Genomic DNA, 24,228 nt, shown 5'->3' on the forward strand with positions numbered 1-24,228 from the left:
GGGCCCGGGGCAGGCCCAGACGCCGCACCGCGGCGGATGCGGGGTGGCGCCAGGTTCGCTACAATGGACGACTTTTCCGAGCCGCCGCGGCCCCGGCGCGATGCCGCACCGCGGCGGCCGCTTTTCCACTGCAGATTCAGGCGAGTGAGCCATGCTGGAAACCAACCCCATCCACAACCTCATCAAGGACCTGTCTGAGCGGACAGACGTCCTGAGGGGGTATCTTTGACTATGCCGAGAAGAAAGACCGGCTAGAGGAAGTCTCCCGGGAGCTCGAGGACCCGGCCATCTGGAACGATCCGGACTACGCCCAGAAGCTCGGCAAGGAGCGCGCCTCGCTGGAGGTGATCGTCGAGACCATCGACGAGCTGGAGCAGGGCCTGGCGGACAGCCGTGACCTGCTGGAGCTGGCCGAGATGGAGGAGGATCAGGCCACGGCCGACGAGGTCCAGAAGGAGCTCGACGGCATGAAGGCGAGCCTCGAGAAGCTTGAGTTCCGCCGCATGTTCTCCGGCGAGATGGACCCCAACAACGCCTACCTGGACATCCAGTCGGGCTCCGGCGGCACCGAGGCCCAGGACTGGGCCAACATGCTGCTGCGCATGTACCTGCGCTGGGCCGAGCATCACGGCTTCAAGGCCGAGATCACCGAGCTCTCCGCCGGCGAGGTGGCGGGCATCAAGTCGGCCACGGTGCATATCCAGGGCGACCACGCCTTCGGCTGGCTGCGCACCGAGACCGGCGTGCACCGCCTGGTGCGCAAGAGCCCGTTCGATTCCGGCGGCCGTCGCCACACCTCCTTCTGCTCGGTGTTCCTGTCACCGGAGATCGACGACAGCTTCGAGGTCGAGATCAACCCGGCGGATCTGCGCGTCGATACCTACCGCTCCAGCGGCGCCGGCGGCCAGCACGTCAATACCACCGACTCGGCGGTGCGGATCACCCACGAGCCCACCGGTATCGTGGTGGCCTGCCAGAGCCAGCGCAGCCAGCACGCCAACCGCGACTTCGCCATGAAGCAGCTCAAGGCGCGGCTGTGGGAGCACGAGATGGAGAAGCGCAACGCCGCCAAGCAGGAGGCGGAGGACTCCAAGGCCGATATCGGCTGGGGCAGCCAGATCCGCTCCTACGTGCTGGACGACCAGCGCATCAAGGACCTGCGTACCGGCGTGCAGACCAGCAATTGCGACAAGGTGCTGGACGGCGACCTGGACCAGTTCATTGTCGCCAGCCTCAAGCAAGGATTGTAACGACATGGCCAACGAGAGCCCCTCCCCGCAGCAGGACGAGAACCGCCTGATCGCCGAGCGCCGTGCCAAGCTGGCCGCGCGCCGCGAGCGTGCCGCCGAGCGCGGCGAGAGCGCCTTCCCCAACGACTTCCGCCGCGACAGCCATGCCGCCGAGCTGATCGCTGAGCTGGGCGACAAGGAGAAGGAAGAGCTGGAGGCGCTGGACCGCCAGGCCAGCGTGGCCGGGCGCATCATGCGCAAGCGCGGGCCCTTCGTCGTCATCCAGGACGTCAGCGGCCAGATCCAGCTCTACGTCGACAAGAAGGGCCTGCCGGCGGAGACCCTCGAGGAGATCAAGGGCTGGGACATCGGCGACATCGTCGCGGCGCGCGGACCGGTGCACAAGTCCGGCAAGGGCGATCTCTACGTGATGATGGTGGAGGCGAAGCTGCTCACCAAGAGCCTGCGCCCGCTGCCGGACAAGTTCCACGGCCTCACCGATCTCGAGGCGCGCTACCGCCAGCGCTACGTCGACCTGATCATGAACCCGGACTCGCGCCAGGTGTTCGAGACCCGCGCCGGGGTGATCAGCGCCATGCGCCGCTTCTTCGAGGCGCGCGGCTACATGGAGGTGGAGACCCCCATGCTGCAGGCGATCCCCGGCGGCGCCACCGCGCGCCCCTTCAAGACCCACCACAACGCGCTGGACATCGACATGTTCCTGCGTATCGCGCCTGAGCTCTACCTCAAGCGCCTGGTGGTAGGCGGCTTCGAGAAGGTCTTCGAGATCAACCGCAACTTCCGCAACGAAGGGCTCTCCACTCGGCACAACCCCGAGTTCACCATGATCGAGTTCTACCAGGCCTACGCGGACTACCACGACCTGATGGACCTCACCGAGGAGATGCTGCGCGCGATCACCCAGGAGGTGCTGGGCACCACCACGGTGGTCAACACCGTGCGCAACAGCGAGGGCGAGGTGCTCGAGCACTACGAGTACGATTTCGGCAGCCCGCTGAAGCGGATCACCGTGTTCGACGCGATTCTCGAATACAACCCGGACATCCACGCCGAGGCGCTGGCCGACGAGGCCGCCGCCCGCCAGATCGCCGAGCGCCTGGACATCGACGTCAAGGACGGCTGGGGCCTGGGCAAGATCCAGATCGAGATCTTCGAGAAGACCGTGGAGCACCGCCTCAAGCAGCCCACCTTCGTGACCGAGTACCCCACCGAGGTGAGCCCCCTGGCGCGGCGCAAGGATGCCAACCCCTTCGTCACCGAGCGCTTCGAGTTCTTCGTGGGCGGCCGCGAGATCGCCAACGGCTTCTCAGAGCTCAACGACGCCGAGGACCAGGCCGAGCGCTTCCGCGAGCAGGTGGCGGAGAAGGAGGCCGGCGACGACGAGGCGATGTACTTTGATGCCGACTACGTGCGCGCGCTCGAATATGGCCTGCCGCCCACCGCGGGCGAGGGCATCGGCATCGACCGCCTGGTGATGCTGCTGACCGACAGCGCCTCGATCCGCGATGTGCTGCTGTTCCCGGCCATGCGCCCCGAGGTGGATTGAGGGGCGTCTGTCAGTTGCCGAGGATGAGGGGCGCCGGGGGCAGGTCGTAGAGGAGGTCTTTTGCCAGGGAAGGCAAAAGTAGCGTACAGGGAAGTATTCACAGCGCCTCCTCGTAGGCCTGCCGCCGGAACAGCCCCGTGTGGTTTCTGGTGCGGGAAGCATTGGTAAACCCTGCGGCCAGCGCCCATAATGGTCATCGTTTCGACGTCGAGGAGACCACCATGAAACTGCTCAACCGCTCTGCCCTGAGCGTCCGCCCTACCCAGCATTTCGTGGACTGGATCAATGCCCTTGAGCCGACGATGGGGGATGACGATATCGCCCTGGCTGACGTCGAGCGCGAAAGCACGGTCTATCTGATTCCCGAGATGGACACCCCGGAGGCCCTGGAGGGCTTCGTGCGCGAGCGCTACCTCGAGATCCTCGAGACCGAGCTGCGCGCCTGGGAGGAGGACGAGCGCCAGTGGCCCGAGACCATCGACTGGCCGCTGTTCCAGCGCTTCCTGCAGGTGGAGCACAGCTACCTGGCCATCGACCTCGACGACGAGGCGGCCCTCGAGATCTCCGAGGTCGACGACTCGCTGCTGATGGACGTCGACCAGGACTAGGCCCCGCCCGAAAACTGGCAGCATGAAACCGGCTCCGGCCGGTTTCTTCGTGTTGAACCCCGATGGAAGATGGAATGAGCCGACTCTTCGCGTCCCGCCCCGGCGACGATGGCCTGCCGGGCCCCGAGCGGCGCCTGGCCGTGCTGGCGCTGATCCTCGGCACCCTGATGGCGGTGGTGGATACCACCATGATCAACATCGCGCTGCCCTCCATCGCAGCGGGGCTCGAGGTGCCCGCCTCTCGGGCGGTATGGGTCACCAACCTCTTCCAGATCAGCTGTGCCGCCTTCCTGCTGGTCTTCGCCGCGCTCAGCGAGCTGGTCAGCCGGCGGCGGATCTACGTGGCCGGGGTGGGCATCTTCACCCTGGCCTCCGTGGGCTGCGCGCTCTCCACCAGTCTGGAGACGCTGCTGCTGTTCCGCGCCCTGCAGGGGCTGGGGGCGGCGGCGACCCTCTCCATCGGGCCCTCGCTCTACCGCTCCATCTTTCCCTCGCGCCTTTTGGGCTCGGCGCTGGGGCTCTCGGCCATGGTGGTGGCCGGCGGCTATGCGGCGGGGCCGGCCATCGGCGGCGTGCTGCTCTCGGTAGCGGACTGGCCCTGGTTGTTTGCCCTGCACCTGCCGCTGGGGGCGGTGGCCGTGGTGTTGGCCTGGAAGGCGCTGCCGCGGGAGGCGGGTCGCCGCGGCGGCTTCGACCTGGCCGGGGCGCTGCTCTCGGTGGCCATGCTGTGCGGCTTCTTCCTGGCCATGGACGGCGTCGGCCACGGCATGCCGACGTCGCAGGTGGCCGCCTGGCTGGCGCTGAGCGTGGCGGCGGCGCTGCTCTTCCTGCGCCGCCAGCGGCGCGCCCGCCATCCGCTGATGCCGCTGTCGATCTTCAATGAGCCGCGCTTCAGCCTGGCGCTGGTGGCCCAGGGCACCGCCTTCGTGGGCCAGGGGCTCGCCTTCGTGGCGCTCTCCTTCCTGTTCCAGAGCGAGATGGGCTTCACACCCCTGGAGACCGCCTGGCTATTCACCCCCTGGCCGCTGGCCATCATGCTGGTGGGCCCGCGCGCCGGCCGCCTGGCCGATCGCGTGAACCCCAGCCTGCTCTCGAGCGCCGGGCTCGCCCTGATGCTGGCAGGGCTCGTGCTGCTGGCGCGGCTTCCCGCTGAGGCGGGGGTGGTCGAGGTGCTGTGGCGCATGCTGCTGTGCGGGGTCGGCTTCGGGCTCTTCCAGCCGCCCAACAACCGCGAGCTGATGAGCACCGTACCCCGCGAGCGCAGCGCCAACGCCTCCGGCATCATGAGCACCTCGCGCACCGTGGGGCAGTCGTTCGGGGTCGCCCTGGTGGGCGCCTTCCTGGCCACCGGCATGCCGGTGCAGGCGACGCTCTGGCTCGGCGCCCTGGCCACGCTGCTGGCGCTGGGCGCGAGCCTGGCCCGGGTGCCGCTGGCCGGCGCCGCCCAGCGGAGCGCCAAGCAGGCCGCCGCGGGCGAGTGAGCTGCATCGTTACCGCTCGATAGAGAGCGTATAATGGAAGGCCAATTTTGCTCTCCGCCAACTCGCGTGAATCTTTGTTGCGGCTGATCCGCTACTGTGGGAGCTGGGCTTTGCCCGGCGAATGGAGACCGAAGGGCTCCTGGCGGCGTGCTCCAACTCCAGCAACACCGCCGGGGCGCCTGCGGCGCCATTCGTCGAGGCGTCGAACCGTCGGCAGAGCCGATCTCCCACCAGTAGCTTCAAGCTCCGTGAATGCTTGAAAGGCAACGGCAACTTAGAATCTCTCGCCAGTCTGCGAAGAGCCCTTTACTCGATCAATCCGGGAGCCGCCATGAGCATTCAGGCCACCATCGAAGAGAAGCTGCAGGCCCTCGCGCCCGTCTTTCTGGCGGTGGAGAACGAGAGCCATCGGCACAATGTGCCGGCCAATTCCGAGACCCACTTCAAGGTCACCCTCGTCTCCGAGCGTCTCGAGGGGCTGATGCCGGTCAAGCGCCACCAACAGGTCTATGCCCTGCTGGCCGATGAGCTGGCCGGCCCGGTCCACGCCCTGGCGCTGCACCTCTACACTCCCGCCGAGTGGCAGGCCAGCGGCCAGAGCCGGCCCGATTCGCCCGACTGTCGGGGTGGCAGCAAGTCGTGACCACCGAGCCGCAGCGGCTCCAGTACCTGGAGGCCATGGGGCTGACGGACTGGGTGGCGCGCTATGCGCTGCCCAACGCCCGCCCGACCCCGGCCTGCGAGTGGGAGCTGCCCGAGGCGCCCCCCGCCGAGGCCCCCGGGGAGCGCCTGCACGCGCTGCTGGACGAGGCCCGCGAGGCGGCCCCGGCGCGCCCGGCCGAGCCGGATCCGCCGCGGGCGGCTCGCCCGCCACGCCCCGGCATGGCCCGGGCGCTGCTCGATCCGCCCCCGGCGGAGGAGGCGGCAGCCCCCGTCGATGCCGTGCCCGCCGAGCCGGTCGCCCCCCGGGAGCCGCTGCGTTTCGCCTTCCAGGCGGCCTGCCTGGAGGGGCGCTGGCTGCTGCTGCTGGCCGGCGAGCGGCCACCCGGTCGCGCCGAGCTTCAGCTGCTGGCCAACCTGCTGCGCGCCGCCGGGATCGCCTCGCCGCTGCCGGTCTTCCAGCCCTTCCGCTGGCCGCTGGAGGAGGGGCTGACGGTGCACGAGCCCCTGGAGGAGGCCCGCGAGGGGCTGCAGGCCTTTGTCGCCGGCGCGCGCCGGCGCGGCTGGTCGCCCGAGCGCCTGCTGCTGTTCGGCGAGGAGGCGTCGCTTGGCGAGGTGCTGGCGCTGGAGGACGGGCGCTGCCCGCCGCTGGCGCTGCCCGCCTGGCAGGGGCCGGCGCTCGGGGAACTGGCCGAGAGCGCCGAGGCCAAGCGGGCGCTGCTGCCGCAGCTGCTGGCCTGGGGGTGGGCCTGGGATTCGAGCGAGGAGGCGACGGGTGAACGCTAGGTCAACCGCGAGCAAGCCGGTGTTGGTGCGCCTGACCGAGGCCGACCTGCCGTGCGTGGCGGCGCTCGAAGAGGCCAGCGGCTGGCCGATGGGGGGCTCCGAGGCCCAGCTGGCGGCGACCCTGGCGGACCCCGCTATGGCGGTGTATGGCCTGATGGTAGGCGATGGTCAGGCGGGTGGTGATGAGCTGGCGGCCTATGCGGCGGTGGCCCGGCTGCCCTTCGAGGCGGAACTGCAGGCGATCCTGGTGGACGAGGCCCGGCGCGGCCAGGGCCTCGCGCGAAAGCTGCTCGCGGTGGTGGCCGACCAGGCCCGTGACTGGGGCAGCGAGCGGCTGCTGCTGGAGGTGCGGGCGGGCAATGCGCCTGCCATCGCCCTCTATCGAGCCGCGGGGTTCACCGATGACGGCGTGCGTCGCGGCTACTACCCGCCGTGCCCTGCACCGCAGCCTGCGTCGCTTCCAGGTCAGGAAACGACGCCGCCCCGGCAGGCCGGGGCGGCGGGTGCGGCGCGAGAGGATGCGCGGCTGATGTCGCTTACGCTCTGCGCCGGCTGAGGGCGCTCAGGCGCTCTGGGGTTCGCCGGCCTCGATCTCGTCGAGCTTGCCCAGCACGCCGGTCAGGCGGCGCTCCCACTCCTCGCGCTCCTGCTTCAGGCGGGCGTTTTCCTCGCGCAGCTCCTCGGCTTCCATCTTCAGCAGCTCCAGGGCCTCCACGGCGCTGGTGACCTTCTGCTCGAGGCGGTTGAAGAGTTCGATGCTCATGCTGTTCTCCTGATGTGATGTCCTTCCGGGATGGCCCTTCGAAATGGTCCTTGCGACCGGTCCTGCTTGAACACTCCTCGAGGCCGAGCCGGTGCCCCGGGGCGGGGCGAGGTTGCTTGATGGCGGGATGAATGGGCAGCAGCGTAACGCCGCGCCCGGGACTCAGCAAGCGTCGTCGTGGCGCGACGCTCATGGCTGTTCTGGCGACAGGCCCTCGAGGGGGCGCTATGAATACTTCCCTGTAGGCTACCTCGGCCATCCATGGTTCTCGGACCCCCTCTCCGGCCTATCCCCAGCGCCATTCGCTAGTTGGATTGTGGAGTTGTCGCGCGGCGGTAGAGCCGCCCGTGGCTGTCGCCGGCGCGCACCTCGCGGTGCAGCCGCCAGGTGGCCGGCACGACCGGTGTCAGGCCCGCCTCGCACTCCAGGTAGATGAAGGCGTCCTCCGCAAGCCAGCCTGCCTCCAGGGCCGCACAGCAGGGCTCGGCGAGCCCCTGGCGAAAGGGCGGGTCGAGAAACACCAGCGAGCAGGGCGTCGGCGGTCCGGCCAGGAAGGCGGTGGCATCGGCGGTGACCACCCGGCCTCGCTCCATGGCGCCCAGGGTCGCCAGATTCTCGCCGAGCTGCCCGGCCACCCGGGCGTCGCGCTCCACGAAGGTGGCGTCGCCGGCGCCGCGGGAGAGCGCCTCCAGGCCCAGCGCCCCGGTGCCGGCGAAGAGGTCCAGCACCCGGGCGCCGGGCAGGGCGGCGGCGAGCCAGTTGAAGAGGGTCTCGCGGACCCGGTCCGGGGTGGGGCGCAGGCCGGGGCTGTCGAGCACCGGCAGCAGCCGGCGGCGGTAGTCGCCGCCGATGATCCTCAGGCGGCCGGCGACCCGGCGGCCGGCGCTCTTGCCGCCTGGCTGGCCGCCGGTGGGCCTGCCGGAGCGGCGGGGGGGTGATGGGCGTCGTGTCATGGCGGGGATTGTACCCGGGGGCTTATCCACAGTCATGGTGGGCGGTGGTAGGATGTGGCGATTCGATTATTCGCAAGGCTGATTCTGTCCATGTTCGGTTTTTTCAAGCGCAAGAAGAAGCAGCAGGAGCACGAGGCGACCCGCGAAGAGCAGGAGCGCCTGGAACCGGTCGCCGAGGCGACCGAGGAGCCCGAGGCCGCGGCCGAGCCCGAGGTCCGCGCCGAGCCTGAGCTCGTCGAGCCCGAGCGCGTCGAGCCTGCGGAGCCCCCCGTCGAGGAGGCGCCTGCCGAAGAAGCGCCCGCCGAGGAGGCGCTGGAGGCGCGCCCCGAGCCCGAGTCGGCTTCCGCACAGGAGCACGAACCGGCAGTCGAGCCGGCCCCCGAGCCTGTCGTCGAGGAGGCCGACAGGGTCGAGGCGCTCGAGACCCGGGAGGCTTCCGCATCGGCCGAGCCGCTGGAAACCGCCGCCGAGGCCCCGGCCGTTGAGCCCGAGGCGGCCAGCGCGCAGCCTGCTGCCGAGCCCGAGCCCGAGCCCGAGCCCGAGCCCGAGCCCGAGCCCGAGCCCGAGCCCGAGCCCGAGCCCGAGCCCGAGCCCGAGCCCGAGCCCGAGCCCGAGCCCGCGCGCGCTGCGCTGCAGGAGAAGCCCCAGGCCGGCGAGAAGAAGGGCTGGTTCGCGCGTATCAAGGCGGGCCTCGGCAAGACCCGCGCCAACCTCACCGACGGCCTGGCGGACCTGTTCCTCGGTAAGAAGCAGATCGACGACGACCTGATGGAGGACCTCGAGACCCAGCTGCTGCTGGCGGATGTGGGCATCGAGGCCACCACCGAGATCATCGATCGCCTCACCGCGCGGGTCTCCCGCAAGGAGCTCCAGGACAGCGAGGCGCTCTACCGCGCCCTGCAGGAGGAGCTGGCCGCCATGCTGGAGCCGGTCAGCCAGCCGCTGACCCTGCCGCCCAAGGGCGAAGGGCCCTTCGTGATCCTGGTGGTGGGGGTCAATGGCGTCGGCAAGACCACCACCATCGGCAAGCTCACCCAGCGCTTCCAGCGCGAGGGGCGCAGCGTGATGCTGGCTGCCGGCGACACCTTCCGCGCCGCCGCGGTGGAGCAGCTCAAGGTGTGGGGCGAGCGCAACAAGGTGCCGGTGATCGCCCAGCACACCGGGGCCGACAGCGCTTCGGTGATCTTCGACGCCGTGGCTGCCGCCAAGGCCCGCGGCGTCGACGTGCTGATCGCCGACACCGCCGGTCGACTGCACAACAAGGCCCACCTGATGGAGGAGCTCAAGAAGGTGCATCGGGTGATGGGCAAGGTGGACGCCACCGCCCCCCACGAGGTGATGCTGGTGCTCGACGCCGGCACCGGCCAGAACGCCCTCTCCCAGGCCAGCACCTTCAACGAGGCGGTGCCCATCACCGGGGTGACCCTGACCAAGCTCGACGGCACCGCCAAGGGCGGCATCATCTTCGCCCTGGCCAAGCAGCTCGGCACCCCCATCCGCTTCATCGGCGTCGGCGAGTCGCTGGATGACCTGCGGCCCTTCGCGGCCGGCGAGTTCGTCGACGCCCTGTTCGACCGGGACGGGAACGACGCCGCGCAATGATCGTCTTCGAGCACGTGGGCAAGCGCTACGGCGGGCGCTTCGAGGCGCTCGCCAACCTCGATTTCCGCGTGCGCCGCGGCGAGATGGTGTTCCTGACCGGCCACTCCGGGGCCGGCAAGAGCTCCCTGCTGCGGCTGATCATGCGCCTGGAGCGCCCCTCCCGGGGGCGAATCCTGGTGGCGGGCCATGACATCGACCGGCTCCACGCCAGCCAGGTGCCCTTCTACCGGCGCCAGATCGGCGTGGTCTTCCAGGACCACCAGCTGCTCCATGACCGCTCGATCTTCCACAACGTGGCGCTGCCCCTGGAGATCCAGGGCGTGGAGCCCCGGGAGGCGGCGCGGCGGGTGCGGGCGGCGCTGGACAAGGTGGGGCTGCTGCATCGCGAGAAGGCCCTGCCCATCGAGCTCTCCGGCGGCGAGCAGCAGCGGGTGGGCATCGCCCGGGCGGTGGTCAACAAGCCGGCCCTGCTGCTGGCCGACGAGCCCACCGGCAACCTCGACCCCCAGCTCTCCGCCGACATCATGGGGCTCTTCGAGGACTTCAACCGCATCGGCACCACGGTGATGATCGCCAGCCACGACCTGGCGCTGATCGCCCGGCTGCGCCACCGCATCCTGCGCCTGCGCGACGGGCGGCTGGTGGCCGATCAGGAGGCCGCATGAGTCGCCGTCCCGCCCCGCCGCCGCCCCGCGGGGCCCGCACCCACCGCACCCGTTCGTCGAGCCGCCTGCGCGGCTGGCTACGCCACCATCGGGCCATGGCCCTGGACAGCGCCTGGCGGCTGCTGAAGGCGCCCATCGGCAGCCTGGTAACCATGCTGGCCATCGCCATCGCCCTGGTGCTGCCGGCGGCGCTGTGGCTGACCCTGGACGGCGCCCGGCTGCTGGACGCCGAGCTGACCGAGAGCGCCACCCTGACCGTCTACCTGGCCCACCACGTGGACGAGGCCCAGGCCGAGCGGGTCGAGGAGGCGCTGGCGGCCAATGAGGCGATCGGCCGCACCCGGCTGATCACCGCGGCCGAGGGCATGGCGGAGTTCCAGCAGGCGCTGGGGCTGGCCGACGCCCTGGGGCGCCTGGAGGAGAACCCGCTGCCGGCCAGCGTGGTGGTGACCCCGCGGGACCCCTCGCCCGAGGCGGTGCGCGGCCTGGCCGGGGAGCTCGAGGCGATGACGGGGGTCGAGGAGGTGCGCCTGGACCTGGCCTGGATCGAGCGCCTGCGCCACCTGGCCGAGCTGGGGCGCCGCGTCGCCCTGGCGCTGGCAGTGCTGTTCGGCGGCGGGGTGCTGCTGGTGGTGGGCAACACCATCCGCCTGGCGGTGGAGAACCGCCGCAAGGAGATCGAGGTGGTGACCCTGATCGGCGCCACCCACGCCTTCGTGCGCCGGCCCTTCCTCTACAGCGGGGCCTGGTACGGGCTCGGCGGCGGCCTGCTGGCCTGGGGGCTCTTGACGCTCGGCAGCGAATGGCTGGCCGCCCCCGTCTCGGCCCTGGCGGCCAGCTACGGCGCCACGTTCAGCCTGCCGCGGCTGGGCGCCGCCGGTTCCGCGACCCTCGTGGGCTGTAGTATACTATTGGGCTGGTTGGGCGCCTGGATCGCGGTGAGCCGCCATCTTGCCGAGGTGAGGCCGCGCTAGCGGCACGAGGCCCGCGACGAGGCCGCCAGACGCCGGAAACCACGCCCTGGGCGTGGTTCCATGGAACATTACCCTGTTCCTGGCGTCTAACGTAGTTGAACGCCAATGTATTTCTGGGCTGACAAGGAGACATCCTGCACATGAGCACCAGTCTTCTTCCGGTGGGCCATCTCTCCCCGGGGCACGACCTCAACGGCTACCTCCAGGCGATCCGCAGCATCCCGCTGCTGACCGCCGAGGAGGAGAGCGAGCTGGCCTTCCGCCTGCATGACGAAGGCGACCTGGAGGCCGCCCGCCGCCTTGTGCTGTCGCACCTGCGCTTCGTCGTGCATATCGCCCGCAGCTATTCGGGCTATGGCCTGCCCCAGGCGGACCTGATCCAGGAGGGCAACGTCGGCCTGATGAAGGCGGTCAAGCGCTTCGATCCCAACCAGGGCGTGCGCCTGGTCTCCTTCGCGGTGCACTGGATCAAGGCGGAGATCCACGAGTTCGTGCTGCGCAACTGGCGCATCGTGAAGATCGCCACCACCAAGGCCCAGCGCAAGCTGTTCTTCAACCCGCGCAGCGCCAAGAAGCGCCTGGCCTGGCTGAGCGGCGACGAGGTCGACGCCATCGCCAAGGACCTCGACGTCAAGCCCGAGGTGGTGCGCGACATGGAGGGCCGCCTCTCCGCCCACGATGCCGGCTTCGATGCCGCCCCGGGCGAGGACGAGGAGAGCAGCTGGCAGGCGCCGGTGCACTACCTCGAGGATGCCTCCGCCGACCCGGCCGTCCGGCTCGAGGAGAGCGACTGGGAGGACGATGCCACCCACCGTCTGCAGCTGGCCCTGGCCGCCCTGGACGAGCGCTCCCGGGACATCCTGCAGCGCCGCTGGCTGGCCGACGAGAAGGCTACCCTGCACGAGCTGGCCGACGTCTACGGCGTCTCCGCCGAGCGCATCCGCCAGCTCGAGAAGAACGCCATGAAGAAGATCCGCCAGCAGATCGGTGACGCCCTGGCAGCGTAAGCCCGGAAGGCAGCTTCACTTTTCAGTGGTGCCAAACCTAGATAACCCCCGTCGGATGAGAGTCCGGAGGGGGTTATTCATTGACGGGAGAGGGACCGGCTACGCCGGCTGCGGGCTCTCGCGCAGCAGCTGGGCCGAGAGCAGCGCCCACTGTGCCTCCCAGTGCTCGGTGGGGCGGCGCTTGAAGTCGCTTCTCACGTACTGGCTGATGCGCCCCTCGGCGGCGGCCAGCAGCAGGTTGGCGGCGGCGGAGGCGGGCAGGCAGAGGCGGCGCCCCTCGCGCAGCTCCGCCTCGCGCAGCACCTGCTTGAGCTGGGTCTCGAGCCGCTCGAAGAGCTGGTGGATGCGCACCCGCAGGCGTGCGGTCTCGCCGGTGAGCACGCCGCCGTCGAGCAGCCGGGAGAGCCCGGGGTTCTTCTCGGCGAAGGCCAGCAGCAGGGTGAGCAGCGCCCCGCAGCGCGGCAGCGCCTCCGGGCTCTCCTCGAGGATGCGGGTGATGCGCGCGAAGAGCGTCTCCTCGATGAACTCGATGAGCCCCTCGAACATGCGCGCCTTGCTGGGGAAGTGGCGGTAGAGGGCGGCCTCGGAGACGCCGACCTGCTTCGCCAGGGCGGCCACGGTGATGCGCTTGCCGCTGTCCTCCTCCAGCATCAGGGCCAGCGCCTGCAGGATCTGCTCGCGGCGGCTGGGCGTGGGGGTTGCCTGCGTCATAGTGTTCTTTTCTTTTCTGATGGTCGACCCATGCTAGCCGCGGACCCCGCATCGCGCAAAGCGAGACGCCGAGCCCGCGGCCGGCGCGTCACGCGTCCGTGGTGGTGTCGGTGATCAGGGTGCCGACCCCGGCGTTGGTGAAGATCTCCAGCAGGGTGGCGTGGGGCACCCGGCCGTCGATGATATGGGCGCTCTTCACGCCGCCCTTGACCGCCTCCAGGGCGCAGCGGATCTTGGGCAGCATGCCGCCGTGGATGGTGCCGTCACTGATCAGCTCGTCCACCTGGGCGGTGGTCAGCCCGGTGAGCACCTCGCCCTCGGCGTTCATCAGGCCGGCCACGTTGGTCAGCAGCATCAGCTTCTCGGCGCCCAGGGCCTCGGCCACCTTGCCGGCCACCAGGTCGGCGTTGATGTTGTAGCTGTGGCCCTCGGCATCGACGCCGATGGGGGCGATCACCGGGATGAAGTCGCGCTCGGCGAGCATTTCGATCAGGTCGGTGGAGATGTGCTCCACCTCGCCCACGTGGCCGATGTCGATGATCTCGGGCACCGTCATCTCCGGGGTCTGGTGCTCGACCTTGAGCTGGCGGGCGCGGATCTGGCTGCCGTCCTTGCCGGTGAGGCCGATCGCCTTGCCGCCGCACTGGTTGATCAGGTTGACGATGCCCTTGTTGACCAGGCCGCCCAGCACCATCTCCACCACGTCCATGGTCTCGGCGTCGGTGACCCGCATGCCGTTGACGAAGCGCGACTCGATGTTGAGCTTCCTGAGCAGGTCGCCGATCTGCGGGCCGCCGCCGTGGACCACCACCGGGTTGATGCCCACCTCCTTCATCAGCACCATGTTGCGGGCGAAGGAGTCGATCAGGGTGTCCTCGGTCATGGCGTTGCCGCCGTACTTCACCACCACGGTCTTGCCGGTGAAGCGCTGGATATAGGGCAGCGCCTCGGAGAGCACTTCCACTACCAGGCGCGGGTCGCGGGTCTGTTCGGTCATGTCGTTCCCTTCTCTTGCTCGTGCTCTTGCTCTTGGCGGAGCCGCCGCGGGCGCGGCGGCGGTCATCGATCCCGTGGGCTCAGAGCGCCACGTCCAGCTCGGGGGCGACCCTGGCCAGGGCGGCGGCGAACTGCGCCTTGATGCGCTCGAGCGCCGTCTCGCTCTTGCCCTCGAAGCGCAGTACCAGCACCGGAGTGGTGTTGGAGGCGCGGCACAGGCCCCAGCCGTCCGGGTAGTCGACGCGAATGCCGTCCAGGGTGGTCTTCACCCCCTCCTCGCCGAACTCCCCCTCGCGGGCCAGGCGGGCCACCAGGTCGAACTTGGTCTCGTCGGTGGCGGTGATGTTGATCTCCGGGGTGCCGATGTCCTGGGGGTAGCGGTCGAAGAAGGCGTCGGCGTCGAGGTCCTGGCGGGAGAGGATCTCCAGCAGGCGGGCGGCGCCGTAGAGGCCGTCGTCGAAGCCGTACCAGCGCTCCTTGAAGAAGATATGGCCGCTCATCTCGCCGGCAAGTGCAGCGCCGGTCTCCTTCATGCGCGCCTTGATCAGCGAGTGGCCGGTGCGCCACATCTCGGGCTCGCCGCCGGCCTCGTCGATCACCCGGGCCAGGTTGCCGGTGCACTTGACGTCGAAGATCACCTTGGCGCCCGGGTTGCGCTCGAGCATGTCCTCGGCGAAGGCCATCATCAGGTGGTCGGGGTAGATCAGCCGGCCGGAGGGGGTGATCACGCCGAGGCGGTCGCCGTCGCCGTCGAAGGCCAGGCCGATGTCGGCGCCGCTCTCCTTCACCACGCGGATCAGGTCCACCAGGTTCTCGGGCTTGCCCGGGTCCGGGTGATGGTTGGAGAAGGTGCCGTCGATCTCGGCAAACAGCGGCAGCGTCTCGGCGCCGAGCTTCTCCACCAGCGCAGGGCCGAGCTCGCCGGCCACGCCGTTGCCGCAGTCCACCACCGCCTTGAGCGGGCGCGCCAGGCGCACGTCGGAGAGGATTCTCGCCAGGTAGGCATTGCGCACGTCCACCTCGCGCACGCTGCCCGTGCCCTCGGTCAGGTCGCCCGTGGTGATGCGCGTATGCAGGGCGGTGATGGCGTCGCCGGAGAGGGTCTCGCCGGCCAGCACGATCTTGAAGCCGTTGTAGTCCGGCGGGTTGTGGCTGCCGGTGACCATGACGCCGGAGGCGGTGCCGTCCAGCACGTGGGTGGCGAAGTAGAGCACCGGGGTGGGCACCATGCCGATGTCGATGACGTCGCGGCCGGCGGCGTTCAGGCCGCGGGTCAGGGCCGCCTGGAGGCGCGGGCCGGAGAGGCGGCCGTCGCGGGCCACCACCACGGTGGACTCGCCGCGGGCGGCGGCCTCGCTGCCGATGGCGCGGCCGATCGCCTCGACGGCCGGCTCGGTCAGGGTGTCGTCGACGATGCCGCGGATGTCGTAGGCGCGGAAGATGGAGGCGGGAGCGGTCTGGATCTCGTCTGTCATGGGTGTCCTTGTCCTGTGGGTCGCGTCGGGGCGGATGTCAGTGGCGGCCCGAGCTGCCGAAGCCGCCGGCGCCGCGGCGGCTGGCGTCGAAGTCGTCGACCAGCTCGAGCTCGGCCTGCACCACGGGAACAAGCACATACTGTGCCAGTCGCTCGAAGGGCTCGAGGGTGAAGGGGGCCTGGCCGCGGTTCCACACCGAAATCATCAGCTCGCCCTGGTAGTCGGAGTCGATCAGGCCGACCAGGTTGCCGAGCACGATGCCGTGCTTGTGGCCCAGCCCCGAGCGGGGCAGGATCAGGCCGGCGAGGCCGGGGTCGGCGATATGGATGGCGAGCCCGGTGCGCACCAGCTCGCACTGGCCGGGGGCCAGCGTCAGGGGCGCCTCGAGCAGGGCGCGCAGGTCCATGCCGGCGGAGCCGTCGGTGGCGTAGCCGGGCAGATAGTCGCGCAGGCGCTCGTCGAGGAGCTTCACGGCCAGGCGGGGCCGAGCGGCGGGTCGGGGGGTGTCGGACATCGGGAGATTCCAGGGTCGTGGGTCGGATTCAGGGGTGCCGGCGCGCCTGCAGGCAGGCGAGGGCGCGGTGCATCACCGCCATGGCGAGCCGTGACTTGGTCTGGGGTGCGAGCTCTTCCTCGGCGAGAGCGTCGCCTTCCGGCGACGCCTTCTCCTGCCGGGCCGCCTCCCGCCACAGCACCAGGGCGGCGTTGTCGTCGGCGCCGAAGCCGAGCCCCTCGCGGGAGACGTCGTTGGCCACGATCATGTCCAGCCTCTTGCGGGTAAGCTTGTCCCGGGCATAAGCCGCGAGGTCACGGGTCTCGGCGGCGAAGCCCACCACGAAGGGGCGCCGGGCCTCCGGCAGGGCGGCCACGCTGGCGATGATATCGGGGTTCTTGACCAGCCGCAGGGTCAGCCCCTCCTCGCCCTCGACCTTCTTGATCTTGTGCTCGGCGGCCTGCTCGGCGCGGTAGTCGGCCACCGCGGCGCAGCCGATGAACAGATCGCTCTGCTCTGCCAGCCGCATTGCGGCCTCGTGCATCTCGAGGGCCGTCTCCACCTCGAGGCGCGCCACGCCCGCCGGGCAGGGGAGGTTGACCGGGCCGCTGATCAGGGTAACACGGGCACCCAGGGCGGCGGCGGCCTCGGCCAGGGCGTAGCCCATCTTGCCGGAGCTGTGGTTTGAGAGGTAGCGCACCGGGTCCAGCGGCTCCCGGGTGGGGCCGGCGGTGATGGTCACGGCCATGCCCGCGGCCGGGGCGTCGCCGGTGTTCGACACCTGGCTCGCGTCCAGCAGCGCCGCGAGAATCGCCTCGGGCTCCAGCATGCGCCCGGGCCCCACGTCGCCGCAGGCCTGGTCGCCGCTCGCAGGCCCCAGCAGGCGCCAGCCGTCCTCCACGAGCCGGGCGGCGTTGCGCGCCGTCGCCGGGTGGCGCCACATCGCCTGGTTCATGGCCGGGGCCATCACCTTCTCGGCTTCGCTGGCCAGGCACAGGGTGGTCAGCAGGTCGTCGGCCATGCCGGCGGCCAGCCGTGCCATCAGGTCGGCGGTGGCGGGGGCGATCAGGATGGTATCGGCCCAGCGGGCCAGCTCGATGTGGCCCATGCCGGCTTCGGCTTCCGGGTCGAGCAGCGAGGTGCGTACCGGCTCGCCGGTCAGCGCCTGCAGGGTGAGCGGGGTAATGAAGGCCTGGGCGCCCTCGGTCATGACGACGCGCACCTCGCAGCCAGCCTGCTTGAGCAGGCGGGCGAGCACGGCGCTCTTGTAGGCGGCGATGCCGGCGCTGATGCCGAGCAGTACGCGGCGGGAGGGCGATGGCATGGACGAATTCCCGGCGGTGATATCAGCCGCCTACCTTACCACCGGCGCCCCACCTTGCGTAGACGAGCCGACCTCACAGGAAGAGCGGCTACACTGAGCTCAAGAGGACAGGACAAGACAGGGCAGGGAGGCGGCAATGTCGATCAGGAACTGGCCGGAGGGGGAGCGCCCCCGGGAGAAGCTGCTGGCGCTGGGGTCGGAGGCGCTGTCGGACGCTGAGCTGCTGGCGATCTTCCTGCGAGTGGGGCTGCCCGGCCGTTCGGCGGTGGACCTGGCCCGCGACCTGCTGCTGGAGTTCGGTGGGCTGCGCCAGCTGCTGGAGGCGGACCGCGAGCGCTTCTGCGCCGCCCGGGGCATGGGCAGCGCCAAGTACGTACAGCTGCAGGCCACGCTGGAGCTCTCCCGGCGCCACCTGGCCAGCCAGCTGGCCCGGGGCGAGGCGCTGACCTCGCCCACCCTGGTGCGCTCCTACCTCGCCGCGCAGTTGCGCCACCTGGGGCACGAGGAGTTTGCCGCGCTCTTCCTCGACAGCCAGCACCGGGTGATCCGCTACGAGTCGCTGTTCCGCGGCACCCTGGACAGCGCCTCGGTCTACCCCCGGGAGGTGGCCCGTCGTGCCCTGGAGCTGGGGGCCGGGGCGATCATCTTCGCCCACAACCACCCGTCCGGGGTGGCCGAGCCCAGTGATGCCGACCGGCGCATCACCGATCGGCTGCGCGAGGCGCTGGGGCTCTTCGAGATCCGCGTGCTGGACCACTTCGTGGTGGGGGATGGCGAGGTGGTCTCCTTTGCCGAGCGGGGGTGGCTCTAGCGCTTTATCGGGCGCTTTGATAAACTGCGCGCCCGGCTGCGCTCGGTTCCTGGGTTTGACGTCGATCTGACGTCCGGGATTCAGGGTCGCAAGCATGCTCTCCGCCATCGGTTGGCCACGTGCGCCACGCCCCGTTGCGGCGCCACCTTATGCCCTGCTGGATCTGCGCTGCGCGCTTGCCCGGCGTGGCGGTCTCTGGTATAAAGTGCAGCCTTTGAATTCCCTGGGGTCAAATTTCACGGGATCTCCCGGTTTGCCCGACAGGTTTTGAACACTCAGGGTTCGCGCATCAGGCGCCGAACACCTGGCCCAGCGGTTGGAGGCTCCAATGTCAAAAGTATGTCAGGTTACCGGCAAGCGCCCGGTGACTGGTAACAACGTTTCACACTCCCAGCGCAAGACCCGTCGTCGGTTCCTGCCGAACCTGCACACCCATCGCTTCTGGGTGGAGTCCGAGAACCGCTTCGTCAAGCTGCGCGTCTCCTCCAAGGGCATGCGTGTGATCGACAAGAAGGGCATCGACGCGGTGCTCAGCGACATCCGCAAGCGCGGCGAAGCCGTCTAGGCGACCCCGTCTAAGCGATATCCATTCAGGGAGCAGCAGTCATGCGTGACAAGATCAAGCTGGTGTCCAGTGCCGGTACCGGCCACTTCTACACCACCGACAAGAACAAGCGGAACACCCCGGACAAGCTCGAGTTCAAGAAGTTTGACCCGGTTGTCCGCAAGCACGTGATGTACAAGGAAGCCAAGATCAAGTAAGCCTTGGTCGTCTTCCGCAGGTGTTCTTGCCTGTCCCCCTGAACCCGGCTCCACTGGCCGGGTTCAGGCGTTTGTAGGGCTCTTGGCAGAGCCCCCCTTGTGGAGGCCCCCAGGCGGCCGAGCCGAGCGATACATCATGCCCGAACTGCCCGAAGTCGAGACGACCCGCCGCGGCATCGCCCCCCACGTGGAGGGGCGCGAGATCACCGAGGTCATCGTGCGCCAGCCGCGGCTGAGGGTGCCGGTGCCCGCCGACCTGGCCGAGCGCCTGGTGGGGGCGCGCATCGGGACGCTGGCCCGGCGCGCCAAGTACCTGCTGGTGCCGCTGGCCGGGGGCGACTCAGCTTGCGGTAATCTGGCCGGCGGCACCCTGCTGTGGCACCTGGGCATGTCCGGCAGCCTGCGCATCACCCGGGTCGGTGAGCTGCCCAGGAAGCACGACCACGTCGACCTGGTGTTCGAGGATGGCGCCCTGCTGCGCTACCACGACCCGCGCCGCTTCGGCTTCGTCGACTGGCTCGCCGGTACCCCCGAGCAGGACCTGCGCCTGGCCCGCCTGGGGCCGGAGCCCCTGTCGGAGGCCTTCGACGGCGCGCGGCTCTTCGCGCTCTCCCGCGGACGCCGGGTGGCGGTGAAGCCCTTCCTGATGGACAACGCTGTGGTGGTGGGGGTGGGCAACATCTACGCCTCCGAGGCGCTGTTCATGGCCGGCATCGACCCGCGCCGCGCCGCCGGGCGCATCTCCCGCGAGCGCTACGACCGCCTGGCCGCCGCCGCCCGGGAGGTGCTGGCCGCCGCCATCACCCAGGGCGGCACCACCCTGCGCGACTTCGTCGGTGGCACCGGCGAGCCGGGCTACTTCAAGCAGCGCCTCAACGTCTACGGCCGCCACGGCCAGCCCTGCCGGCAGTGCGGCGCCGAACTGCGCCTCGTCACCCTCGGGCAGCGGGCCAGCGTCTACTGTCCCCACTGCCAGACCTGATTCTCGAGAGATTCCCATGACCCTGTCCTCCCTGCGCCTCAACAAGCACGCCGACCGCCGCCTCAAGGCCGGCCACCTGTGGCTCTACTCCAACGAGATCGACACCGGCGCCACCCCGCTCAAGGGCCTTGCGCCCGGCCAGCAGGTGGTGGTGGAGGCCGCCAACGGCAAGGCGCTGGGCGTGGCCTACGTCAACCCGAACTCGCTGATCTGCGCGCGGCTGGTCTCCCGGGACCCCAAGCAGGGGCTCGACCGCTCGCTGCTGGTGCATCGCCTCAACCAGGCCCTGGCCCTGCGCCAGCGCCTCTTCGCCGCGCCCTACTACCGGCTGGTGCACGGCGAGGGTGACCTGCTGCCGGGCCTGGTGATCGACCGCTTCGCCGACACCCTGGTGGTGCAGCTCAACACCGCCGGCATGCAGGCGGTGCTGCCCGAGCTGCTCGACGCCCTGGACAAGGTGCTCGCGCCGACCACGGTGGTGCTGCGCAACGACACCAGCGGCCGCCGTCAGGAGGGCCTCGAGCTCGGCGTGGAGGTGGTCAAGGGCGAGGTGGGTGATCCCGTGCTGCTGGAAGAGAACGGCGTGCGCTTCGCCGCCCCGGTGCTCGACGGCCAGAAGACCGGCTGGTTCTATGACCACCGCGTCAACCGCGCCTGGCTCAACCAGTACGTGGCCGGCAAGCGGGTGCTGGACCTGTTCAGCTACGTGGGCGGCTGGGGCGTGCAGGCAGCCGCCCACGGCGCCCGCGAGGTGCTCTGCGTGGATTCCTCCGCGGCGGCCCTCGAACGGGTGGCCGAGAACGCCGCCCTGAACGGCCTTCACGAGCGGGTGGCGGTGGGCGAGGGCGATGCCTTCGAGGCGCTGGCGGCGCTCAAGGCCGACGGCGAAGAGTTCGACGTGGTGATCCTCGACCCGCCGGCCTTCATCAAGAAGCGCAAGGACATCCCCGTCGGCGAGCATGCCTACGGCAAGCTCAACCGCGAGGCGATGCGCCTGCTGGGCCGCGATGGCCTGCTGCTGTCGGCGTCGTGCTCCATGCACCTGGCGCCGGAGCGGCTGGTGGACGTGGTGCGCGGTGCGGTGCGCCACCAGGACCGCCACGGCCAGATCCTCTTCCAGGGCCATCAGGGGCCGGACCACCCGGTGCACCCGGCGATTCCGGAGACCAGCTACCTCAAGGCCCTGGGCGTGCGGGTCTTCCGGGACTGACGAAGAAGGCGTCTTCGACGCCCGCTGGAGCGGCGGGGGCGCAGCGCCCCCCGATGGATCTGCGAGGAGCGTGCCATGGAGTGGGATCTTCCCGAGCCCTTTTTCATCGAGCTCGTCGTCGAGCCCTCGGCCATCGACGAGTACGACCACGTCAACAACGCCGAGTACCTGCGCTGGATCGAGCAGGTGAGCTGGGCCCACTCCGACTCCCTGGGGCTGACCCTGGCGCGCTACCGCGAGCTGGATCGCGGCATGGCGGTGCATCGCCATGAGCTGGACTACCTGGCGCCGGCCTTCGAGGGTGACCGCCTGGCCCTGGCCACCTGGATCATCGCCGCCGACAGCCGCCTGACCCTGATCCGTCGCTTCCAGCTGGTCCGCCCGGCGGACGGAAGGACCCTGCTCAAGGCCCGCACTCGCTTCGCCTGCATCGAACTCTCCAGCGGTCGTCCCCGGCGGCTGCCCGAGGAGTATCGGCGAATCTACGGCGAGGCGGCCGTGGCCGAGTGACCTGGTCGCCTTGTGGGGGAGCCCGCGTTACCATAGCGGGCATTTCCGAACAGCAGAGTCCGCTTTCCCCATGAGTGCAGCTTCCGCGAAGACCCGCGTTCTCACCGGCATCACCACCACCGGTACGCCCCACCTGGGCAACTACGTCGGGGCCATCAAGCCCGCCATCGAGGCGAGCCAGGACCCGAACGTGCAGTCCTACTATTTTCTGGCCGACCTGCATGCGCTGATCAAGTGCCAGGAGCCGCGCCGGGTGCAGGAGGCGCGCCTTGAGATCGCCGCCACCTGGCTGGCGCTGGGGCTGGATACCGACAATGCCATCTTCTATCAGCAGTCCGATATTCCCGAGATCCCCGAGCTCACCTGGATGCTCTCCTGCGTCTGCGCCAAGGGGCTGATGAACCGCGCCCACGCCTACAAGGCCGCGGTGGCGGAGAACGAGTCCGCCGGCAACCAGGACCCCGACAAGGGCATCACCATGGGGCTGTTCGGCTACCCCGTGCTGATGGCCGCCGACATCCTGATGTTCAACGCCAACAAGGTGCCGGTGGGCCGCGACCAGATCCAGCACATCGAGATGGCCCGCGATATCGCCGGGCGCTTCAACCACCTCTACAAGGGCGACTACTTCGCCCAGCCCGAGGCGGTGGTCGACGACAACGTGGCGGTGCTCAATGGCCTGGACGGGCGCAAGATGTCCAAGAGCTACAACAACACCATCCCGCTGTTCACGCCCGAGAAGAAGCTGCTCAAGCTGGTGCGCAAGATCAAGACCAACTCCCTGGAGCCTGGCGAGCCCAAGGACCCCGACACCTGCACCCTGTTCCAGATCTACTCGGCCTTCTCCGGTCCGGAGGCGACCGCCGCCATGCGTGCCGAGTACGAGAACGGCATCGGCTGGGGCGAGGCCAAGAACCGTCTCTTCGAGACCCTCAACGAGCAGCTGCGCGAGCCCCGCGAGCGCTACCAGGCACTGCTGGAGGACCCCGGCCACATCGAGGCGGTGCTGCATAAGGGCGCCGAACGCGCCCGGGCCGAGGCGGCGCCCTTCATGGATCGCCTGCGCCAGGCGGTGGGCCTGGGCCGCTTCGTCTGATCGCCAACCCGGCTGTCGTTAAAGGGGCCTTCTGGCCCCTTTCGCCGTTTATACCCATGCCCTGACGCTATCGAGGTGATAGTGCTTATTAATTTATGTCATTTTCGTCTTAGGATTTTCATTTAAATTCTTTTGCGTTCTTTGCATAGATGATTAGCATGCCCTCCTCCACGGGCGCGCCCCGCCTGTCCTGATGCTACCGAGAGAGCCCTCCATGAGTGAACTCGCCCTGACCCGACGCTCACGACTTGCCGTACCCGCGGTGGCCGCCGGCGCCCTGCTGCTGGGTGCCCTTGCCGTCGGCGCCGCCTTCGGCGCGCGTATCGGCGTGCTGATGGTGATCGGCGGCCTGCTGGGCATGGTGCTCTACCATGCCGCCTTCGGCTTCACCGCCGCCTGGCGGGTCTTCATCACCGAGCGCCGCGGCCGCGGCCTGCGCGCCCAGATGGTGATGCTGGCCATCGCCGTGCTGCTCTTCTTCCCCGCCCTGGGCGCCGGCACCCTCTTCGGCAGTCCGGTGAGCGGCTATGTGGCCCCGGTGGGCGTCTCGGTGATCTTCGGCGCCTTCCTGTTCGGCATCGGCATGCAGCTGGGGGGCGGCTGTGCCTCCGGCACCCTCTTCACCGCCGGCGGCGGCAACGCCCGTATGCTGATCACCCTGCTGTTCTTCGTGGTGGGCTCGGTGATCGGCACCGCCCACTTCGCCTGGTGGCAGAGCCTGCCCGCCTTCCAGCCGGTCTCCCTGGTGCAGACTGCCGGCGTGGGCGGCGGCATCGTGGTGAGCCTCGCGCTCTTCGCCGCCATCGCCGCCTTCACCGTGGTGATGGAGAAGCGCCGCCATGGTCAGCTGGAGCAGACGCCGCGCATCGACGCCGGCAACCAGCGCTGGCTGACTGGCCCCTGGCCGCTGCTCTTCGGCGCCGTGGCCCTGGCACTGCTCAACTACGCCACCCTGGCCCTGGCCGGCCGCCCCTGGGGCGTCACCGGCGCCTTCGCCCTGTGGGGCGCCAAGGGCTTCGAGCTGCTGGGCGGCGACGTGACCGGCTGGGGCTACTGGCAGGCGCCGGGTAACGCCGCGGCCCTGCAGGCCAGCGTGTGGAGCGACATCACCACGGTGATGAACGTCGGCATCATGGTCGGCGCCCTGGTCGCCGCCTCCCTGGCCGGGCGCTTCGCCCCCAACTTCCGCATCCCGGCCAAGTCGGTGCTGGCGGCGGTGATCGGCGGCATCATGCTTGGCTATGGCGCCCGCCTGGCCTTCGGCTGTAACATCGGCGCCTACTTCGGCGGCATCGCCTCCGGCAGCCTGCACGGCTGGGTGTGGCTCATCGCCGCCTTCGCCGGCAACATGATCGGCGTGCGGCTGCGCCCGCTCTTCTTCGAGGGCGAGGCGGCCCGCCAGCCGGCGGCCAAGGGCTGCTGAGCCCCGTCTCGCAAGGTGAATTTCGCGTGATCTCGCGCCCCGGCCCAGGCCGGGGCGCGCGCTTTTGGGGCGTGGTAAAGTATTCCAAAAGCGCCGCCAGAGCGCTAACGACCCGTTCCAGTCACCGCACCGAGAGCCGA

26 protein-coding genes are annotated in these 24,228 nt (G+C 69.7%); 19 read left to right on the forward strand and 7 right to left on the reverse strand.

Going from position 1 to position 24,228, the window contains the following annotated elements:
* The first annotated feature begins 151 nt into the window (after window positions 1-151).
* The 7 genes from prfB (at window position 152) to B6N23_RS12035 (ending at window position 6,887) form a co-directional block, all read left to right on the forward strand.
* Window positions 152-1,250, forward strand: a protein-coding gene (gene prfB / locus B6N23_RS12005; protein WP_369424592.1) for a peptide chain release factor 2 whose coding sequence is annotated in 2 segments (ribosomal slippage) — window positions 152-226 and window positions 228-1,250 — 1,098 coding nt in all. Because the reading frame shifts where the segments join, the coding sequence is not laid out codon by codon here.
* Between the two features lie 4 nt (window positions 1,251-1,254).
* Complete coding sequence (gene lysS, locus B6N23_RS12010) at window positions 1,255-2,796, forward strand: lysine--tRNA ligase (RefSeq protein WP_305499194.1); 1,542 nt, start codon at window positions 1,255-1,257, stop codon at window positions 2,794-2,796.
* A gap of 221 nt (window positions 2,797-3,017) precedes the next feature.
* A complete protein-coding gene (locus B6N23_RS12015) occupies window positions 3,018-3,404 on the forward strand; it encodes a hypothetical protein (RefSeq protein WP_110068971.1) in 387 nt (128 codons plus the stop codon).
* 74 nt (window positions 3,405-3,478) lie between these two features.
* Window positions 3,479-4,885, forward strand: a complete 1,407-nt coding sequence (locus tag B6N23_RS12020; protein WP_305499203.1) for an MFS transporter — start codon at window positions 3,479-3,481, stop codon at window positions 4,883-4,885.
* A gap of 331 nt (window positions 4,886-5,216) precedes the next feature.
* Entirely contained in the window at window positions 5,217-5,528 is a 312-nt protein-coding gene (locus B6N23_RS12025) for a BolA family protein (protein ID WP_305499205.1), read from the forward strand.
* A complete protein-coding gene (locus B6N23_RS12030; protein WP_305499207.1) occupies window positions 5,525-6,331 on the forward strand; it encodes a hypothetical protein in 807 nt (268 codons plus the stop codon). Before B6N23_RS12025 ends, B6N23_RS12030 begins: the two co-directional genes overlap by 4 nt.
* Window positions 6,321-6,887, forward strand: a complete 567-nt coding sequence (locus tag B6N23_RS12035) for a GNAT family N-acetyltransferase (protein ID WP_305499210.1) — start codon at window positions 6,321-6,323, stop codon at window positions 6,885-6,887. Before B6N23_RS12030 ends, B6N23_RS12035 begins: the two co-directional genes overlap by 11 nt.
* A 6-nt stretch (window positions 6,888-6,893) precedes the next feature.
* Here B6N23_RS12035 and B6N23_RS12040 read toward each other — a convergent pair whose 3' ends face one another.
* Entirely contained in the window at window positions 6,894-7,094 is a 201-nt protein-coding gene (locus B6N23_RS12040) for a cell division protein ZapB (RefSeq protein WP_305499212.1), read from the reverse strand.
* Between the two features lie 305 nt (window positions 7,095-7,399).
* Complete coding sequence (rsmD, locus tag B6N23_RS12045; protein ID WP_305499215.1) at window positions 7,400-8,047, reverse strand: 16S rRNA (guanine(966)-N(2))-methyltransferase RsmD; 648 nt, start codon at window positions 8,045-8,047, stop codon at window positions 7,400-7,402.
* A gap of 90 nt (window positions 8,048-8,137) precedes the next feature.
* Between rsmD and ftsY the strand changes: the two genes are divergently transcribed.
* The 4 genes from ftsY to rpoH all read left to right on the forward strand — a co-directional run bounded on the left by ftsY (window position 8,138) and on the right by rpoH (window position 12,295).
* Window positions 8,138-9,649, forward strand: a complete 1,512-nt coding sequence (ftsY, locus tag B6N23_RS12050) for a signal recognition particle-docking protein FtsY (RefSeq protein ID WP_305499217.1) — start codon at window positions 8,138-8,140, stop codon at window positions 9,647-9,649.
* On the forward strand, window positions 9,646-10,314 hold the full coding sequence (ftsE, locus tag B6N23_RS12055) for a cell division ATP-binding protein FtsE (RefSeq protein ID WP_119022428.1): 669 nt from the start codon (window positions 9,646-9,648) through the stop codon (window positions 10,312-10,314). The genes ftsY and ftsE overlap by 4 nt, the downstream gene beginning before the upstream one ends.
* Window positions 10,311-11,288, forward strand: a complete 978-nt coding sequence (gene ftsX, locus B6N23_RS12060; RefSeq protein ID WP_305499222.1) for a permease-like cell division protein FtsX — start codon at window positions 10,311-10,313, stop codon at window positions 11,286-11,288. Before ftsE ends, ftsX begins: the two co-directional genes overlap by 4 nt.
* Before the next feature lie 140 nt (window positions 11,289-11,428).
* On the forward strand, window positions 11,429-12,295 hold the full coding sequence (rpoH, locus tag B6N23_RS12065) for an RNA polymerase sigma factor RpoH (protein ID WP_305499224.1): 867 nt from the start codon (window positions 11,429-11,431) through the stop codon (window positions 12,293-12,295).
* A 99-nt stretch (window positions 12,296-12,394) separates the two neighbouring features.
* Here the strand turns inward: rpoH and slmA are convergent, their stop codons facing one another.
* The 5 genes from slmA to coaBC form a co-directional block, all read right to left on the reverse strand.
* Window positions 12,395-13,006 carry a nucleoid occlusion factor SlmA gene (slmA, locus tag B6N23_RS12070; RefSeq protein ID WP_119022425.1) on the reverse strand — a complete coding sequence of 204 codons (612 nt, stop codon included), beginning with the start codon at window positions 13,004-13,006 and terminating at the stop codon, window positions 12,395-12,397.
* An 88-nt stretch (window positions 13,007-13,094) separates the two neighbouring features.
* Window positions 13,095-14,003, reverse strand: a complete 909-nt coding sequence (argB, locus tag B6N23_RS12075; protein ID WP_305499227.1) for an acetylglutamate kinase — start codon at window positions 14,001-14,003, stop codon at window positions 13,095-13,097.
* A gap of 79 nt (window positions 14,004-14,082) precedes the next feature.
* On the reverse strand, window positions 14,083-15,477 hold the full coding sequence (locus B6N23_RS12080) for a phosphomannomutase/phosphoglucomutase (protein WP_305499229.1): 1,395 nt from the start codon (window positions 15,475-15,477) through the stop codon (window positions 14,083-14,085).
* A 37-nt stretch (window positions 15,478-15,514) separates the two neighbouring features.
* Window positions 15,515-15,991: a dUTP diphosphatase gene (gene dut / locus B6N23_RS12085; protein ID WP_119022422.1), complete on the reverse strand. Its 477-nt coding sequence runs from the start codon at window positions 15,989-15,991 to the stop codon at window positions 15,515-15,517.
* A gap of 28 nt (window positions 15,992-16,019) precedes the next feature.
* A complete protein-coding gene (coaBC, locus tag B6N23_RS12090; RefSeq protein WP_305499233.1) occupies window positions 16,020-17,294 on the reverse strand; it encodes a bifunctional phosphopantothenoylcysteine decarboxylase/phosphopantothenate--cysteine ligase CoaBC in 1,275 nt (424 codons plus the stop codon).
* 136 nt (window positions 17,295-17,430) lie between these two features.
* Between coaBC and radC the strand changes: the two genes are divergently transcribed.
* From radC to B6N23_RS12130, 8 genes are all read left to right on the forward strand, one after another.
* On the forward strand, window positions 17,431-18,105 hold the full coding sequence (radC, locus tag B6N23_RS12095; RefSeq protein ID WP_305499235.1) for a RadC family protein: 675 nt from the start codon (window positions 17,431-17,433) through the stop codon (window positions 18,103-18,105).
* Window positions 18,106-18,433: 328 nt separating this feature from the next.
* Window positions 18,434-18,670, forward strand: a complete 237-nt coding sequence (gene rpmB / locus B6N23_RS12100; RefSeq protein WP_110068955.1) for a 50S ribosomal protein L28 — start codon at window positions 18,434-18,436, stop codon at window positions 18,668-18,670.
* Between the two features lie 41 nt (window positions 18,671-18,711).
* Window positions 18,712-18,867: a 50S ribosomal protein L33 gene (gene rpmG, locus B6N23_RS12105; RefSeq protein ID WP_086509014.1), complete on the forward strand. Its 156-nt coding sequence runs from the start codon at window positions 18,712-18,714 to the stop codon at window positions 18,865-18,867.
* 136 nt (window positions 18,868-19,003) lie between these two features.
* Window positions 19,004-19,849: a bifunctional DNA-formamidopyrimidine glycosylase/DNA-(apurinic or apyrimidinic site) lyase gene (gene mutM, locus B6N23_RS12110; RefSeq protein WP_305499242.1), complete on the forward strand. Its 846-nt coding sequence runs from the start codon at window positions 19,004-19,006 to the stop codon at window positions 19,847-19,849.
* A 16-nt stretch (window positions 19,850-19,865) separates the two neighbouring features.
* Window positions 19,866-21,059: a class I SAM-dependent rRNA methyltransferase gene (locus tag B6N23_RS12115; protein WP_305499244.1), complete on the forward strand. Its 1,194-nt coding sequence runs from the start codon at window positions 19,866-19,868 to the stop codon at window positions 21,057-21,059.
* Between the two features lie 75 nt (window positions 21,060-21,134).
* Window positions 21,135-21,569 carry an acyl-CoA thioesterase gene (locus B6N23_RS12120; protein WP_305499246.1) on the forward strand — a complete coding sequence of 145 codons (435 nt, stop codon included), beginning with the start codon at window positions 21,135-21,137 and terminating at the stop codon, window positions 21,567-21,569.
* 70 nt (window positions 21,570-21,639) lie between these two features.
* Entirely contained in the window at window positions 21,640-22,665 is a 1,026-nt protein-coding gene (locus B6N23_RS12125; RefSeq protein WP_305499248.1) for a tryptophan--tRNA ligase, read from the forward strand.
* Window positions 22,666-22,879: 214 nt separating this feature from the next.
* Window positions 22,880-24,088 (forward strand): YeeE/YedE family protein, encoded by a 1,209-nt coding sequence (locus B6N23_RS12130; RefSeq protein WP_305499250.1) that lies wholly within the window; start codon window positions 22,880-22,882, stop codon window positions 24,086-24,088.
* Window positions 24,089-24,228: the final 140 nt, after the last annotated feature.

Source organism: Halomonas alkalicola, assembly GCF_030704205.1.
GTDB classification, from domain to species: Bacteria; Pseudomonadota; Gammaproteobacteria; order Pseudomonadales; family Halomonadaceae; genus Halomonas; species Halomonas alkalicola.